At 53.2% G+C, this 14,720-nt stretch carries 15 protein-coding genes; 10 read left to right on the forward strand and 5 right to left on the reverse strand.

Annotated features, from left to right (window positions below; genetic code table 11):
- Positions 1-2: 2 nt before the first annotated feature.
- Together PXG97_RS12720 and PXG97_RS12725 are read left to right on the forward strand one after the other, a co-directional pair.
- Positions 3-1,418 (forward strand): S8 family peptidase, encoded by a 1,416-nt coding sequence (locus PXG97_RS12720; protein WP_276498127.1) that lies wholly within the window; start codon positions 3-5, stop codon positions 1,416-1,418.
- 183 nt (positions 1,419-1,601) lie between these two features.
- Complete coding sequence (locus PXG97_RS12725) at positions 1,602-2,732, forward strand: trans-sulfuration enzyme family protein (RefSeq protein WP_276498128.1); 1,131 nt, start codon at positions 1,602-1,604, stop codon at positions 2,730-2,732.
- A gap of 761 nt (positions 2,733-3,493) precedes the next feature.
- Here the strand turns inward: PXG97_RS12725 and PXG97_RS12730 are convergent.
- Positions 3,494-4,687, reverse strand: coding sequence for a DegT/DnrJ/EryC1/StrS family aminotransferase (locus PXG97_RS12730; RefSeq protein WP_338088607.1), 1,194 nt, complete (start codon positions 4,685-4,687; stop codon positions 3,494-3,496).
- A gap of 184 nt (positions 4,688-4,871) precedes the next feature.
- Between PXG97_RS12730 and ispE the strand changes: the two genes are divergently transcribed.
- Positions 4,872-5,678, forward strand: a complete 807-nt coding sequence (gene ispE, locus PXG97_RS12735; RefSeq protein ID WP_276498129.1) for a 4-(cytidine 5'-diphospho)-2-C-methyl-D-erythritol kinase — start codon at positions 4,872-4,874, stop codon at positions 5,676-5,678.
- Here the strand turns inward: ispE and PXG97_RS12740 are convergent.
- The 3 genes from PXG97_RS12740 to tgt form a co-directional block, all read right to left on the reverse strand.
- Entirely contained in the window at positions 5,634-6,578 is a 945-nt protein-coding gene (locus PXG97_RS12740) for a DMT family transporter (protein ID WP_276498130.1), read from the reverse strand. The genes ispE and PXG97_RS12740 overlap by 45 nt on opposite strands.
- Positions 6,579-7,655, reverse strand: a complete 1,077-nt coding sequence (locus tag PXG97_RS12745) for an LptF/LptG family permease (protein WP_276498131.1) — start codon at positions 7,653-7,655, stop codon at positions 6,579-6,581.
- A gap of 127 nt (positions 7,656-7,782) precedes the next feature.
- Positions 7,783-8,913, reverse strand: a complete 1,131-nt coding sequence (gene tgt / locus PXG97_RS12750) for a tRNA guanosine(34) transglycosylase Tgt (protein ID WP_276498132.1) — start codon at positions 8,911-8,913, stop codon at positions 7,783-7,785.
- A gap of 357 nt (positions 8,914-9,270) precedes the next feature.
- Between tgt and PXG97_RS12755 the strand changes: the two genes are divergently transcribed.
- The 5 genes from PXG97_RS12755 (at position 9,271) to PXG97_RS12775 (ending at position 12,628) form a co-directional block, all read left to right on the forward strand.
- Positions 9,271-10,371, forward strand: coding sequence for a glycosyltransferase (locus PXG97_RS12755; RefSeq protein ID WP_276498133.1), 1,101 nt, complete (start codon positions 9,271-9,273; stop codon positions 10,369-10,371).
- A complete protein-coding gene (locus PXG97_RS12760) occupies positions 10,362-10,970 on the forward strand; it encodes an RNA polymerase sigma factor (protein ID WP_073853209.1) in 609 nt (202 codons plus the stop codon). Before PXG97_RS12755 ends, PXG97_RS12760 begins: the two co-directional genes overlap by 10 nt.
- A gap of 161 nt (positions 10,971-11,131) precedes the next feature.
- Positions 11,132-11,353: a hypothetical protein gene (locus PXG97_RS12765; RefSeq protein ID WP_276498134.1), complete on the forward strand. Its 222-nt coding sequence runs from the start codon at positions 11,132-11,134 to the stop codon at positions 11,351-11,353.
- A 36-nt stretch (positions 11,354-11,389) separates the two neighbouring features.
- A complete protein-coding gene (gene rsmG, locus PXG97_RS12770; RefSeq protein ID WP_276498135.1) occupies positions 11,390-12,040 on the forward strand; it encodes a 16S rRNA (guanine(527)-N(7))-methyltransferase RsmG in 651 nt (216 codons plus the stop codon).
- An 18-nt stretch (positions 12,041-12,058) separates the two neighbouring features.
- A complete protein-coding gene (locus PXG97_RS12775; RefSeq protein ID WP_276498137.1) occupies positions 12,059-12,628 on the forward strand; it encodes a DUF4269 domain-containing protein in 570 nt (189 codons plus the stop codon).
- Here PXG97_RS12775 and PXG97_RS12780 read toward each other — a convergent pair.
- Positions 12,606-13,562, reverse strand: a complete 957-nt coding sequence (locus tag PXG97_RS12780) for a YheT family hydrolase (RefSeq protein WP_276498138.1) — start codon at positions 13,560-13,562, stop codon at positions 12,606-12,608. The genes PXG97_RS12775 and PXG97_RS12780 overlap by 23 nt on opposite strands.
- A gap of 132 nt (positions 13,563-13,694) precedes the next feature.
- On the opposite strand from PXG97_RS12780, the gene PXG97_RS12785 reads away from it, so the two are divergent.
- Positions 13,695-14,114 carry a hypothetical protein gene (locus PXG97_RS12785; RefSeq protein WP_276498139.1) on the forward strand — a complete coding sequence of 140 codons (420 nt, stop codon included), beginning with the start codon at positions 13,695-13,697 and terminating at the stop codon, positions 14,112-14,114.
- 269 nt (positions 14,115-14,383) lie between these two features.
- Positions 14,384-14,641, forward strand: coding sequence for a 30S ribosomal protein S20 (gene rpsT, locus PXG97_RS12790; RefSeq protein ID WP_266050887.1), 258 nt, complete (start codon positions 14,384-14,386; stop codon positions 14,639-14,641).
- Positions 14,642-14,720 lie beyond the last annotated feature (79 nt).

Here is a 14,720-nt window from a genome sequence, read left to right on the forward strand (position 1 = left end):
TTATGAGAAGAAGCTATGTACAATTGGGGCACTTGCTCAATTCCGGGAGAAAGGTGCGTCTGGGAAAGTTATTCACCCTCTTCACAGCTGCATCCTCACTTACGCTGCTAACAGCATGCGAGAAGGTGGACGATGCCGTAGAACCCGTAACAGAACTTAGCCAGGATGTAAGCATGCAGGCAAAAGGGATGTTGGGAGTTAATGTTTTGCTCAAAGCACCAGTAACAGATGCCATTCTGAGTGAGCTGGGTATGCATGGTACAGTGTTGGATGTGATTCCGGAGATAAACGCCCTTACCATGAGGATAGCAAAAGACAAACTAACCGTTGTTCAGGGGCTGTCTTTTGTGGATACTGCCAACCCCGATGCGGAGCGCAAGGGAGCACCTGTGGACGCGGTGTCCGTTGCAGACTTTACTACTGGGCTGAGCACATGGAACCTGGATGCCATAAACGTGACGGAGTTTGGTGCAGGCCGCACGGTGGCGCAGGATGCAACAGGTGTTTATATTGGGGTTCTGGATACAGGTTTACTGGATTCCTGGAGACAGTATTTCCCGCAGGAGCGAATTGCAACCCAGTACGCCAAGTCGTTTGGAGGCGGCGGGGGGATGAGCGGAAACGTGTCGGAACAGCCGAACAAATGGGAGCACGACCAGAACTCGCATGGCACCCACGTAACCAGTACGATCATCGGATTTGATCTGCGTGGTACAGCCATCAACGGAGTTGCCCCTAAAGCAACCATTGTGCCGGTGAAGGTATTGAACCAAAATGGCTCCGGCTGGTCTTCTGTGATTGCACGCGGCATTGTGCACATGGCCAACTTAAAAGCTGGTCCTCTGAAAGGCTCACCAGTAGTTGTTAACATGAGCTTAGGCGGTGGAGTGCTGGATGCTGTTGAAAAGGCTGCCATTGACTATGCTGTTGGCAAAGGAGTGATCATTGTGGCTTCAGCCGGAAACAGCGGAATGGCCGGCATGGGCTATCCGGGGGCGTACGCGCCTGTCATTAGTGTAGCAAACGCTGGGTTGAAGGCTGAGTTTACGCTGCCGGCCTGGTGGTATGCCTACAATGTGCCGGATCCGACAGATCTGAATGAGTATTACATTGCCCCATCCTCTAGCCGTGCAAGAGTTGGGCAGGATCTTGATGTGATGGCTCCCGGATCCAATATTGTAGGCCCTTACCAACTGAACAGTGGCCAGCTGTCTTACTACTACCTGACTGGTACTTCTATGGCCAGCCCGCATGTGGCAGGTATTGTAGCGCTGATGGCACAGAAGAACCCTTCTCTGACGGCAGCTCAGGCAGAAAGTATCCTGGAGTCTGTTGCTGTTTCTAAGCCTGAATGGAAAGCGCAGGAGGTGGGACATGGGTTTGTGACTGCCGATGCAGCACTTGGCCTAGTTCAGTAGCCGTATCCTGCAAGTATAAAAGCCGAGCGCTGTTCCTGGTCCAGGGACAGCGCTCGGCTTTTATACTTGTGCATAACTGGTGTGAGGTTGGCGCAGCGGCTTCTTACAGAACAATTTTAACCTCTGCTTACTCATTGTAAGAAAACCTGCTTACCTTAGAGTATAGATACATACTTACCACCCATGCCGAACATCCACCCTAAAACCACCCCGATCTACCAGACTTCTGTTTTTACTTTCGACGACCTGAACGAGCTGGAGTTATACTTTGGGCAGCCGGGGCAAAGCTACATGTACACCCGCTACGGCAACCCCAACACTGATGAGCTGGCGCAGGAAGTAAACAGGCTCGAAGAAGGTGTTGGCGCGGTCGTAACCTCATCAGGCATGTCGGCGATACTGGCGGCAATACTGGCCGTTTGCAAGGCCGGCGACCATGTGCTGTGCGCGGAGGAGATTTACGGCGGCTCGTCTACCCTGCTGGCGCAGGAGCTCACGCGGGTGGGCATAGCGGTGGCATTTGTCCCTTCGGCGGATATCTATACTTTGGATAACTACGTGCAGCCAAACACCCGCCTGCTGTTGGCGGAGACCATGAGCAACCCGCTGCTGCAGGTGTTTGACATAGCCCGTTTGGCCCAGGAAACGAAGCGGAAAAGCATCAAGCTTGTTATCGATAATACCTTTGCCACACCCATACTTACCAAGCCCTTAACCTTAGGTGCCGATATCGTGATCCACAGCGTGACCAAGTACCTCTCCGGCCACAGCGACGTAACGGCTGGAGTGGTTATATGCAGGGAGCAGGAAGACCTGCAGCGGGTGCAGAAGGTGATGATGGTGTATGGCCTGAACCTGAGCCCGTTTGAAGGCTGGCTTGCTGCCCGTGGTATGAAGACATTGCGCCTGCGCATGAAGCAGCACAGCAGCAATGCCCTGCAACTGGCTCGTTACCTCCAGCAACACCCAAAGGTGGAGAAAGTGTGGTACCCGGGTTTGGAGGAGCACCCGCAGCACGAGCTGGCAGGAGAGCAGGGGCGGGGACTGTTCGGAGGCATGCTCAGCTTTCGAATAAAGGATGATACCGAGGCCGTGAACCGTTTTATGCAGGCGCTGCCAAGTATACCTTTCGCTCCTTCATTGGCTGGGGTGAACACTTCTATCTCTTACCCGCTGGGTACTTCACACCGTGCACTTACGGCAGAACAGCAGCAGAAGCTAGGTATAACCGTGGGTGTGATCCGCTTCTCGGTAGGTATTGAGGAGCCGGAGGAGTTGATTGCAGAGTTGGAGACAGCACTGGCAGCGGTGTAACAGGATGGTGTTTATACTAGTGCGTCTCTATCGCTGTTCCGGGCATCCTTGTCCGGAACCTTCGCTGCTGCGGATTTCCTATTCAGCTTGAGCCATACTTGCGCTGCCCATGTTTTATATTTTATCTGGCGCAAGCGTCCGCTTGTGCCTCTCTTAGCCGCTGCCCCGCTAGCGCGAGCTTATAGCTCGTGCTTTCTCTATTGCCGCTGCTTTCCGCAACTGGATACAAGCTATCTTTTCTAGCTGCTGTTCATCCATAGCCTTACGAGCGGCTCTTTCCATCGCTGGCTTTGGTGCTCTCTAGCCCGAGAGGGCGCGTCTTCGGGCATCGCGCTGTCTACATTTCCTTTGCTGTCGCAATGCCCTTGCGGGCACCGGAAATCTAGAAGGCGCTCAACCCAAAGACTGGGTTCTGGTTCGATAGCCTCGGCTTTCCATATAGTCCCCCTTTGAAGGGGGCAGGGGGATGACAAATGCCAGCTAATTCCCCTCCTCGGAGGGGCTAGGGGTGGGCAAATCGTTTCTACAAAAATTTCTCTACTCTGACTAACCAAAACACGGGTTTAAGCTAGCAGGTGTGGCGCTTAGTGGTGGGTATATACTTATAGGATCAGGTCGCAGCTTGGCTGCACGGGAGTAGCAACAATGAAATCATACTTCACCAAAAAGAATTGCAGGATCCGCCTCCTTGGTGAAATCACGTATTCCAAGCTAATTTGGGGAGAGCAGGGGCAGTACCTTTTCAAAGGAGAAGGCAGCTGCTACACTACCTCCAGCAAGCGCCTCAGGTGTTTTATCACTTTATCCAGCTCTTCTTCTGTCAGGCTGCTGCTGCTGGGCAGGCAAAGGCCGCGCTCGAAAAGTTTTCCGCTTAAGTTGTTGCCCACGTACGGATGATGCTCGAAGAGCGGCTGTAGGTGCATCGGCTTCCAGAGGGCACGCGTTTCGATGTTCTCTTCCTCCAGGGCCAGCCGTATATTTTCAGGTGTGTGCGGCTCAGGGAGCAGCACTGTGGTGAGCCAGCGGTTAGAGAAGCAGGCCTTCGGCTCCACTACAAACTCCAGCCCCTCGATATGCCCCAGCTGCTGTCTGTAGAAGCTAAAGATCTCCCGCCGTTGTTTCACCCGCTTTTCCAGCACCTCCATCTGCCCGCGGCCAATGCCTGCGCTGATGTTGCTCATGCGGTAGTTATAGCCCATCAGGGAGTGCTCATAGTAGGGTGCCGGGTCTTTGGCCTGGGTGGACAGGAACCGCGCCTGCTCCACCAGGTGCGCATCCTCTGAAATGAGGGCACCGCCCCCGGATGTAGTGATGATCTTGTTGCCGTTGAAGGAGAAGACGCCTACACGCCCGAAGGTGCCAACTTGGTGGCCGCTGTAGCGGGATCCCAGCGCCTCGGCCGCATCCTCCACCACCGGAATCCCGAACTCATTGGCGATGCTCATGATCTCCTTCAGCTTGGCGGGCATACCGTAGAGGTGCACCAACATGATGGCTGCAGGGCGCCTGCCCAGGCGCAGTCGGTCGGCAATGGCTTCGTGCAGGGCCTCGGGACTCATGTTCCACGTTTCCGGCTCGCTCTCCACGAACACAGGTGTTGCACCCAAGTATAAAATAGGGTTAGCCGATGCCACAAAAGTAAAGGTAGAGCAGAGCACCTCGTCGCCGGGCTTTACGCCAACCACGCGCAGGGCCAGGTGCAGGGCTGCTGTGCCGGAGCTAAGCGCAACGGCGTGGCGGGCGTTGGTGTGTTGGCAGATGTCGTGCTCAAAGCCGGCCAGGTTAGGCCCGGCAGTGGTCACCCAGTTGTCCTCTATCGCTTTCAATGCGTAGTTCTTCTCATGCCCGCCCATGTGCGGCACCGAGAGGAAAATTCGTCCTGGCCTGTAGATCATATAGTTTAACGTGAGGTGGGGCTTCTTTGGCTGCGACGCCTCCGATTCAGATGCTATCATACGGTACTGGAGCCGTTTTGGCTATCCCTTGGAGGCGAAGATGCTGTATTCCTGTCCTTTAATATACAATTTTTCGGCAAAGGATAACAGTATTGTCCTATACTTTTTTAGAAAGCAATCTGCCACGACCGTGTTTTCAGCGTAAATTCATAGATTGCAATTTCAAAAACCACTACGTCAGACGATGCTCGATTTCCCGAACGCAAAGATTAACCTCGGCCTGTACATCACGGAAAAGCGCCCCGATGGCTTCCATAACCTTCAGTCGTGCTTTTACCCGGTGCGCTGGTGCGACGCCCTGGAGATCCTGCCGTCGGAGCAGCTGCAGTTCGATATGACAGGCCTGCCGGTGCCGGGAAACCCGGAAACGAACCTGTGCCTGAAAGCCTTTAAGCTGTTGCAGCAGGACCATAACCTGCCGCCTGTGCACATGCACCTGCACAAGGTCATACCCATGGGAGCGGGCTTGGGGGGAGGCTCTGCGGATGCGGCCTTCACGCTACGGCTGCTTAACCAGCTGTTTGAGCTACACCTGAGCGCGGAGGCACAGGAGAACTACGCCCGCCAACTCGGCTCCGACTGCGCTTTCTTTGTGCAGAATAAGCCGGTGATTGCCACGGAGCGGGGGGATGTGTTTGAGCAGATTACGCTGGACCTGAGCGGTTACACGTGTGTGATTGTGTACCCAGGTATCCACATCACCACGGCAGAAGCCTACGGAAGTATAAAGCCGCAGCAACCCACCTGCGACATGCAGATGCTGCTGAAGCAGGATGTGGAGGTGTGGAAAGAAGTGCTGAAGAATGATTTTGAAGAGGCCCTGTTCCCGAAGTATCCGGAGCTGCCGCAGCTAAAGGAGCAGCTCTACGAGGCAGGCGCAGCCTATGCCGCCATGACCGGCTCCGGTTCGGCTATCTATGGCCTGTTTAAAGAGGCGCCGGCCAACTTAGTCTTTCCCGCTCGTTACACTGTTTGGCAGGGGCTGTTGTAGGCGTCTTTTGCGGCGCTTGTCCAGCATCTCCAGCACAGGGTAAATAAACACGCTCAGCAGGATCACCGCAGCGCCAGTATAGAAGCCCTGTGACATCTGCTCGCCCTCGTTAAAGATAAACCAGGCCAGGATGATGCCATACACCGGCTCGAGGTTCACCGTCAGGTTTACCGTGTAGGCCGAGATACGCTGCATCAGGCGTACGGAGGCGGTGTAGGCATACACGGTGCAGGCCAGCGCCAACACCAGCAGGTACACCCAATCCATGCTGGTCATGGCGAAGTTCAGGCTGCCGCTTTCGGTAAAGTATAAGGTATAGATCGGGAAGAACAGCACCGTGCCGAGGCATGCGCCACCCATTTCATACATGGTGATGGTAGTAGACGGTATCTTTTTTACCAGGTTGGCATTGATGATGGTGAAGATGGAGCCTAACAATGCCGCCCCGATCGCCATGCTGATGCCGAGCACGCTGTCGAAGCTGGTCTCGTGCTGGAAGATGATGTACAGGCCCATGATAACGAGCAGGGCCAGGAAGATCTCGTGCGGCTTTACCTTGCCTTTGTTAAAGAGCGGCTCCAGGAAAGCGGTCCAGAGGCTGCTGGTGGAGAGGCCCACCAAACTGATGGACACCGATGACACCCGAGCCGCAGCAAAGAACAGAATCCAGTGGGCGGCGATCACAATGCCTACCGCCATTAGCTTGAGCATTGTTTCGCGCCCAACCCAGAAGGGGGTGCCACGCCGGTAAATAATGGCAGCCAGGGCCAGTGCTGTAATCAGCGTACGCAGGGCCACCAGCTCCACGGCCGGTATGGTTATCAGCTTGCCAAGTATGGCCGTAAAGCCCCACAGGAAAATAACAAAGTGGAGCTCAATAAAATCTTTAAGACGTGGCATTTAACGCGGAATGTAGCGGTACAGCAGGAAGCCGACACCAGTAAACACAATAGTCGGAATCCAGGCGGCAATCTGCGGTGCAATATCGCCAACCTGCGCCAGACTTCGGCTCGTGATCACGAAGATTATAAAGATAAACGCCAGCAAAAAGCCCAAGGCGATCTGGAAACCCACGCCCCCGCGCGCCTTACGGGCGCTCACGATCACGCCGATCACAGTCAGGATGATGATGGCGAAAGGGTAACTGAAGCGCTCATACTTCTCGATGAGGTAGATCTCGATGTCGTCGGCGCCACGTGCCACCTTCTCGTTTATGTAGTTGTTGAGTTGCGTCAGCGTCAGGGTTTGCTCCAGCTTGTAGGTGCTCTCGAAATCCTTTGGCCACATGTTTAGCGTGGTGTCCAGGTTGGTGCCTTTGGTGATGGTTTCCTTTTCGCCGTCGAAGGTGCGCAGGGTGTACTGGTTGATGTGCCACTTCTCTTTCTCGGCGTTCCAGGAGATGCTGCTGGAGCTCAGTTTCTGGCGCAGGTTGGTGCCTTTGATCGTTTCCAGGGCAAAGTTGTAGCCAATATGCGCTGAGTTGTTGTAGCTCTCCATGTACACATAGGTCTCCGGACCGATCTTGATATGGATGTTGCGGCTGTCGTAGGTGAAGGGGCTTTTGATGTACTTCACCTGGAAAGCCACGCTTTCTTTGTTGGCGTTCGGAATCACCCAGCCGATGAGCACAAAGATGGTGGCCCCAATGATGGTGGCCCCGATCAGGTAAGGCACCAGAAAACGCTTAAAGCTGATGCCGCTGCTCAGAATGGCCACAATCTCGGTATGCGAGGCCAGCTTGGCGGTGACAAACACCGTGGCGATGAACACCGTGATGGGGCTGAGCATGTTGGCATAGAACGGGATCAGGTTGAGGTAATAATCGAAAATGATCTCGCCTATACTTGGGTTGGTCTTGATGAAGTCGTCGTTCTTCTCCGTGAAGTCAATCACGAGAATAACGGCCACCATGATCAGCACCGTGAACACGTAAGTGGTCAGGAACTTCTTGAGTATGTACTTATCGAGGAGCTTCAACGCTTCGCTTTAGTTTAGAGTTAAGAGTTATGAGTTAAGAGTTTCTAAAGTGTAAGGTTAGTTAGAAGCAGGCAAAAATATAATAAACCAACTTTTAACTTTAAACTCTTAACTTTTAACTGGCTCCTTAGAGCCTCGTCATCAGTTTCTTTACCATCAGGTCTTTCCAGTCGCGGAAAGTTCCGTTCAGGATTTGCTGGCGCGCCTGCTTTACCAGCCACAGGAAGAACGTGAGGTTGTGCACGCTGGCAATCTGCCCGGCCAGGTATTCTGTGCTGTGAATAAGGTGGCGCAGGTACGCTTTGGTGTAAAATGTACTTACGTAGCCGCCCAACTCCGCATCAATCGGGCTGAAGTCATCGGCCCATTTCTTGTTCTTGATGTTCACGATACCCTGCGTGGTAAACAGCATGCCGTTGCGGGCATTGCGCGTTGGCAGCACGCAGTCGAACATGTCCACACCCAGGGCAATGTTCTCCAGGATGTTGGCCGGCGTGCCCACACCCATCAGGTAACGCGGCTTGTCCTTCGGCAGTATGTCGCACACCACCTCCGTCATCTCATACATCATTTCGGCCGGCTCGCCGACCGACAGGCCGCCAATGGCATTGCCCTCGCGGTTAAAGCTGGCGATGGTCTCTGCCGACTGCACGCGGAGGTCTTTGTAAGTGCTGCCCTGCACAATCGGGAACAGCGTTTGATTGTAGCCATACTTGGGCTCGGTGCTGTCGAAGCGGTCCACGCAACGCTGCAGCCAGCGGTGTGTGCGCTCCATGGAGTGCTTGGCATAGGTATAATCGCAAGGGTAGGGGGTGCACTCGTCGAAGGCCATGATGATGTCGGCGCCGATGGTACGCTGCGTGTCCATCACATTCTCCGGGGTGAAGTTAAGCGTGGAGCCGTCGATGTGCGACTTGAATTTCACGCCTTCCTCCTTGATCTTGCGCGTGCCAGCCAGCGAGAAAACCTGGTAGCCGCCGCTGTCGGTAAGTATAGGCCGGTCCCAGCCGTTGAATTTGTGCAGGCCTCCTGCCTGTTCCAGAATGTCCAGGCCCGGGCGCAAGTATAAATGGTATGTGTTGCCAAGTATGATCTCGGCTTTGATGTCTTCTTTTAGCTCGCGCTGGTGCACGGCTTTTACCGTACCGGCCGTGCCCACAGGCATAAAGATAGGCGTTTCGATGGCGCCGTGGTCGGTTTGCACCACGCCGGCGCGGGCTTTGGACTGAGGGTCTGTGGCTACTAAGTTAAACTGCATATTTGTATGGTTGCCGGCGCATCATCTTGCAAAAACAACACCAAAAGCCGGCTTGCCCACAAGGGCTTCTATTTCTTTTAGTTCTGTAAAGTGTTAATTAACCGGCAAAGATACGAACTCCACTAGCACAAACCATAGCTTGACTGGCGCACGGGGCTAAAAATCCTGCGGGGCAAGGCTATTTAGCCGTGCAGGGCCGGGTGCAGCATGTTTTGCCTGAAAAAGCCGGACATTATTGTACTTTAATAGCCGCACATGCTTCTAAAATGGCGCTAGTTTAGCTAATTTTGGAGGGAGGCCCGGGTGCAGTTCGTTGCGCGGCAGTTTTTCAATCCAGGTAATCAGTTATAGAATTTGGTGACACTACTACTTTTAGGGGTGCTGGCCGCTTGCGTGCTGGTGCAGATATACTTTGCTTTTTTTCGGTTCTTGCCCCTGAGCAAGCACCAGGACCCGGAACCCGACACGCTGCGGCCGGTATCGGTGGTAGTGGCTGCGCACAACGAGCAGGCGAACCTGTTTGAGTTGCTCCCGCAGCTGCTGGACCAGGATTACCCGGAGTTTGAGGTGCTGCTGGTAAACGACCGCTCCGACGACGACACCGAGTTCTATACCTATGAGCTGGAGCGGCAGTACCCTAATTTCAGGGTAGTGACCGTGAAGAAAACACCGGAGTACCTAAATCCGAAGAAGTACGCGCTGGCGCTGGGCATACGCGCCGCCAGGTACGAGCACCTGCTTTTTACCGATGCAGATTGCCGCCCCAACAGCCAAAACTGGATAAGGAAAATGCAGGCTGGCTACAATACGGGGGCAGAAGTAGTACTTGGCTATTCTCCGTATGTACAATTAAAAGGATTTTTGAATCAGCTTATCCGGTATGAAACCTTACTTACCGGATTTCAGTATTTGTCTCAAGCAAACGCCGGTCACGCTTATATGGGGGTAGGCCGAAACTTATCATACACCAAGACTTGTTTCTTTAAAAACAAGGGGTTTGCATCTCATATCAGAGTAACAGGCGGCGACGATGATCTTTTTGTCCGCGATGCCGCCAACAATAGTAACGTTAGTATTGTTATCGACAAGGAGGCGCAGACTGCCAGCATTCCCAAAAAGACGTTTCGGGAGTGGGTCGTTCAGAAAAGAAGGCATTTGTCGGTCGGAGGGCGCTATAAGACAACAGACAGGAGAAGGATAGGGGCTTTTGTAGGATCGAATATACTTTTTTACATACTTTTCTTGATTCTTCTTGTTCTAAATAGCCATTTAGCTATATTAGGAGCGCTTGTAGGCGTGCGTTATCTCACGGTCTTCCCGGTTTACGTGGCGGCCGCCCGCAGACTCGACGATAGGATTCCTTTATTACTGATGCTCGTGCTGGACGTGGTTTACTTTGTGAACTACCTACTCCTTGGGATATCTGTGGTACTGTATAAAAAAATCAGATGGAAGTAAATAAACAATTCTCTGCGAAAGCAAAGCACGATTTCAAATTAATACAGGCAGCGGTAGAAGAGAAGGATGAGAAGGCGTATGCCGAGCTCATGAGCATATACAAAAAGCCGGTGTACCACGTGGTGCTGAAAATGGTGCGCAACGCCGATGATGCAGAGGACCTGACAATAGAGGCTTTTGCCAAGGCTTTCAAGAACCTGCACAAGTTCAACCCGGAGTACGCCTTCAGTACCTGGTTGTTCCGCATCGCCACCAACAACTGCATCGACTTCATCCGCAAGAACAGGATCAAGACCATGAGCATCGACTCTGCCATCAAGATCGACAACGGCGATGAGATCACCATCGATTTCAAGGACAAGAACCTGAACCCGCAGGAGGAGGCCATTAAGAACCAGAAGATCGAGATCATGCAGTACGTGGTGGCCAAGTTGCCGGAGAAATACCAGCGCCTGGTAACGCTGCGCTACTTCAACGAGCTAAGCTACGAGGAGATTGCCACGGAGCTGAATGCCCCGCTTGGCACGGTAAAAGCGCAACTGCACCGCGCCCGCGAGTTGCTCTATGACATGGTGAAGAACAAGAAGCACCTCATTTAACTGTTCAATCAGTAAGAGTGCCTTTAACAAGCATTAAATTAAGGTTAATATATTGATTACGTTAAAAGCCCCTGTTGCCCGTAAGCAGCAGGGGCTTTATACTTTTGCGCCACATCCCGTACTTATTTTATACTTTTGCACCCATAAATATTTTACTTCAGATGAAGGCGACGCTAAGCGACAGGCTGCTGGAAAAGATTGGCCGGCTATACCTGCACTGGAGCCTGCGCCACCCCGAGCAGGTGCAGCGTGAGCTGCAGGTAAAGTATGAGGGGCGCTACCGCAATGCCGGCCTGGTGCTGCTTTTCGACCTGCTGATGGCTTTGGCCGTGGTGGTGCTTGTAGTTGCCGTCGCAGCCCTGCTATACTTTGTGGTGGCCTGAAATCACTTTTTTACTTTGAACTCTCTAACGCAAGACATGCCGCATTCTACCGCCATCCGTACCCTGCTCTCCGGATACTTTCCGGAGCTTACCGAAGACCAGTTGCAGAAGTATGAGCACATGGGCGAACTGTACCGGGAGTGGAACCAGAAAATAAACGTGGTTTCGCGGAAGGACATGGACCAGATTGGCCTGCACCACATCCTGCACTCGCTGGGCATTGCCAAAGTGGTCTCCTTCCCGGAGCATACGTCGGTGATGGATGTGGGCACCGGGGGCGGCTTGCCGGGCCTGCCGTTGGCAGTGATGTTCCCGGAGGTGAAGTTCCACCTGGTGGACTCTATCGGCAAGAAGATACACGTGGTAAATGAGATTGCGCGCGAGCTGCACCTGCAGAACGTAACCGCCAGCCACACCCGCGCCGAGCAGGTGCGCGACAAGTATGACTTTGTTGTGAGCCGCGCCGTTACCCGCCTGGCCAACTTCTGGCCCTGGGTGATGAACAGCTTCAAGAAAACAGGGCTGGAGCAGGAGGGGCTGTATTACCTGAAGGGCGGCGACCTGGAGGAGGAAATCGCCGAGTCGGGCCTTATCACCAAAACCTTTGACCTGAAGGACTACTTCAGCGAGGAGTTCTTTGAGACGAAGAAGGTGGTCTACGTGCCGCTGAAAAAGCTTAAGAAATAGCAGCCTTAGCCTTTGCCCATGACGCGCTTCGAGACCATAGACTACCTGCAGCACGGCAATGAACGGCAGCGGGCAGCTTTCCAGGTGCTGGTGAAGTATAACGTGATGGGGAAACTGGCCGCCTTCGATCCGCTGTTGGCCGGCACCATCCCGATAGGGGTGGATGTGGCGCAAAGCGACCTGGATGTGATCTGCTGTTGGAGCGATAAGGCCAAGCTGCGCGAGGCGCTGCTGCGGTACTTCTCTGGCTGCGCCTGCTTCAGGCTACATGATACTGAGATCAAGGGGCAGGAAAGTATGGTGGCTACCTTCAGATTAGATGGTTTCGAGGTGGAGGTGTTTGGCCAAGGCATCCCGTCACGGGAGCAGGACGCTTTCAGGCACCTGCTGGTAGAGTACAGGCTGCTGCAAAAGTATGGGGAGCCGCTCAGGCAGCAGGTCGTGCGCCTAAAGCAGCAGGGCTTGAAAACGGAGCCCGCCTTTACCAGAGCGCTGCACCTGCCCGGCGACCCCTACGAGGCCTTGCTGCAACTGGAGTTGGGCTGCGGCAGCTCTAGCCGCAGCCTTAAACCTGATCCGAAAGTATAAACCGGAGCGCCCGCTCCTCCGAGTAATACCTGTCTTTCCTGAAATTCTCTGCAAAGCCTACGTGCCCTCCCTCTTCGGGCATCTCCAGGTAGAAGTATGGATTCTCCTTCGCCTCCTGCACGGGGTAGCACTCTGGCGCCAGAAAAGGGTCGTTCTTAGCGTTTACCAGCAGAGTGGGCACCCGTATGTCTTTTAGGAACTGCTTGGAGCTAACACGGGCGTAGTACTCCTCCGCGTTCTTAAAACCATGGATCGGCGCCGTGTAGCGATCATCGAACTCAGGGAAACTCCAGAAAATGCTGTAGTCAGTCAGGTCCACCTCCTCGGGGTACATTTGCTGCTTTTGCTCCAGTTTCTCGCCCAGCGTTTTCAGAAAGCGCTGCGTGTATATCCTGGAAATGCGCTGCGCAGAGCTCTTGAGGTCTATGGGTGTAGAGAACACGGTGGCGCGCTTTACCTGCTTTGGCACCTGCTTCGGATCTTCGCCGAGGTACTTTAGCGTAATGTTGCCGCCGGCGCTGAAGCCCACGAGGTACACATTCTCATACTTGCCGGTAGCTAATGCGTGCCGCAGCACGAAGTCCAGGTCGTCGGAGGCGCCCAGGTGGTAGGAGCGGAGCAGCTTGTTAGGCTCGCCACTGCAGCTCCGGTAGTTCCAGGCCAGGGCGTCCACTCCCTCGGCGTTAAAGGCTTTCACCATTCCGGTGATGTAGGGCCTGCTGGTGTCGCCCTCCAGCCCGTGCGAAAGCACCAGCAGCGAGTCGCTCCCAACTGCAGACCAGTCTACATCTATAAAATCGTCATCGGGTGTCATCAGGCGCTCGCGCTCATACCGGACGCCATCTACGTGCCTGAACAAGCTGGGAATAATGGTTTGCAGGTGCCCGTTAAAAAGGTAAAAGGGTGCCCGGTGCATGGATGGAAGTAAAGGCATGGTTTTAAAGAACTTATAATTGGCTATTAATAAATACGATAAAAGCAGGAAAAATGGCAGGTTGTAGCGTGTTATATATCAATATTCTGCTTATATCGTATAAAGTACTAAACTAGACACAAGATTAGAACTATGGAAATTACATCAAAGTTTAAAACTATAGGATTTGCGCTTGCCTTAGGTTCATTTATGTTTGCCTGCAGCCAGGAAACACAGAACGAGACAAACGCAGAGGTAAACGAGGCCCAGGCTGAAATGAATGATGCGAACGCAGAGGCCAGAACCTCTTATGACGATTTCAATGCCTGGGTAGAAACAAATACCAATAACGCTGAGACGGTAACCGAGGACGAGTACCGCGAGATGCGCGCCGAATACCAGCGCCGCGAGGCTGAGCTGGAGGCCGAGTCTGCGGACTGGGACAACGAGACGCGCCAGGCCTGGGAGAACACCAAAGCCGATTGGAACGAGTTTGAGAATAAGGTACAGGAGCGCTTAGGGAATATTGATGACGTGGATGTGGATGTAGACGTGAAGCGCGAAAATAATTAAGCTGATTACACAGAAAGTGAGAAACCGCTGCGGCACCTGCCGCAGCGGTTTTTTTGTGCCGGCTTCCCGCCCGGAGCAGGGGCTGGCCGGCTTCTAACCTTTTTTCGTAGCCCAAACAGTAGGTTAAACCTGCTGTATTTCTTATCTTTGCAGGCAAGCCTCGATAGAAAATATTTTTGGGAGAGGTGTTTTGGAAATTAATGCTAAAGGGTTTACCTTTGCAGACTCATTCAGAAAAGCATCAGAAAGAATTAATATTATAGAATAACATGGCTAACCATAAGTCGGCATTAAAGAGAATCAGAGCGAACAACGCTAAACGTCTTCGTAACAGATACCAGGCGAAAACTACTCGTACTTTCATCAAGAAGCTGAGAACTACAACTGACAAGGCCGAGGCGCAGGAACTGTACAAGACAGTTTCTTCTATGCTTGACCGTCTGGCTAAGAAAAACATCATCCACAAAAACAAAGCGGCTAACAACAAGTCTAAACTGGCTAAGTTCGTTAACAGCATCGCTGCTTAATTTTTGAGGGAACTCATACTTCACAGAAGCCCTGCACTCACCGTGCAGGGCTTCTGTGTTTGTGACCTCTGAAGTGTGT

Source organism: Pontibacter litorisediminis, assembly GCF_029360645.1.
GTDB lineage: Bacteria > Bacteroidota > Bacteroidia > Cytophagales > Hymenobacteraceae > Pontibacter > Pontibacter litorisediminis.

What these genes read in the sequence shown, in the direction of transcription:
- PXG97_RS12720 (WP_276498127.1), top strand. Translation starts at nt 3, where the DNA reads ATGAGAAGAAGCTATGTACAATTGGGGCACTTGCTCAATTCCGGGAGA.
- PXG97_RS12725 (WP_276498128.1), top strand. Translation starts at nt 1,602, where the DNA reads ATGCCGAACATCCACCCTAAAACCACCCCGATCTACCAGACTTCTGTT.
- PXG97_RS12730 (WP_338088607.1), bottom strand. Translation starts at nt 4,687, where the DNA reads ATGATAGCATCTGAATCGGAGGCGTCGCAGCCAAAGAAGCCCCACCTC.
- ispE (WP_276498129.1), top strand. Translation starts at nt 4,872, where the DNA reads ATGCTCGATTTCCCGAACGCAAAGATTAACCTCGGCCTGTACATCACG.
- PXG97_RS12740 (WP_276498130.1), bottom strand. Translation starts at nt 6,578, where the DNA reads ATGCCACGTCTTAAAGATTTTATTGAGCTCCACTTTGTTATTTTCCTG.
- tgt (WP_276498132.1), bottom strand. Translation starts at nt 8,913, where the DNA reads ATGCAGTTTAACTTAGTAGCCACAGACCCTCAGTCCAAAGCCCGCGCC.
- PXG97_RS12760 (WP_073853209.1), top strand. Translation starts at nt 10,362, where the DNA reads ATGGAAGTAAATAAACAATTCTCTGCGAAAGCAAAGCACGATTTCAAA.
- PXG97_RS12765 (WP_276498134.1), top strand. Translation starts at nt 11,132, where the DNA reads ATGAAGGCGACGCTAAGCGACAGGCTGCTGGAAAAGATTGGCCGGCTA.
- rsmG (WP_276498135.1), top strand. Translation starts at nt 11,390, where the DNA reads ATGCCGCATTCTACCGCCATCCGTACCCTGCTCTCCGGATACTTTCCG.
- PXG97_RS12775 (WP_276498137.1), top strand. Translation starts at nt 12,059, where the DNA reads ATGACGCGCTTCGAGACCATAGACTACCTGCAGCACGGCAATGAACGG.
- PXG97_RS12780 (WP_276498138.1), bottom strand. Translation starts at nt 13,562, where the DNA reads ATGCCTTTACTTCCATCCATGCACCGGGCACCCTTTTACCTTTTTAAC.
- PXG97_RS12785 (WP_276498139.1), top strand. Translation starts at nt 13,695, where the DNA reads ATGGAAATTACATCAAAGTTTAAAACTATAGGATTTGCGCTTGCCTTA.
- rpsT (WP_266050887.1), top strand. Translation starts at nt 14,384, where the DNA reads ATGGCTAACCATAAGTCGGCATTAAAGAGAATCAGAGCGAACAACGCT.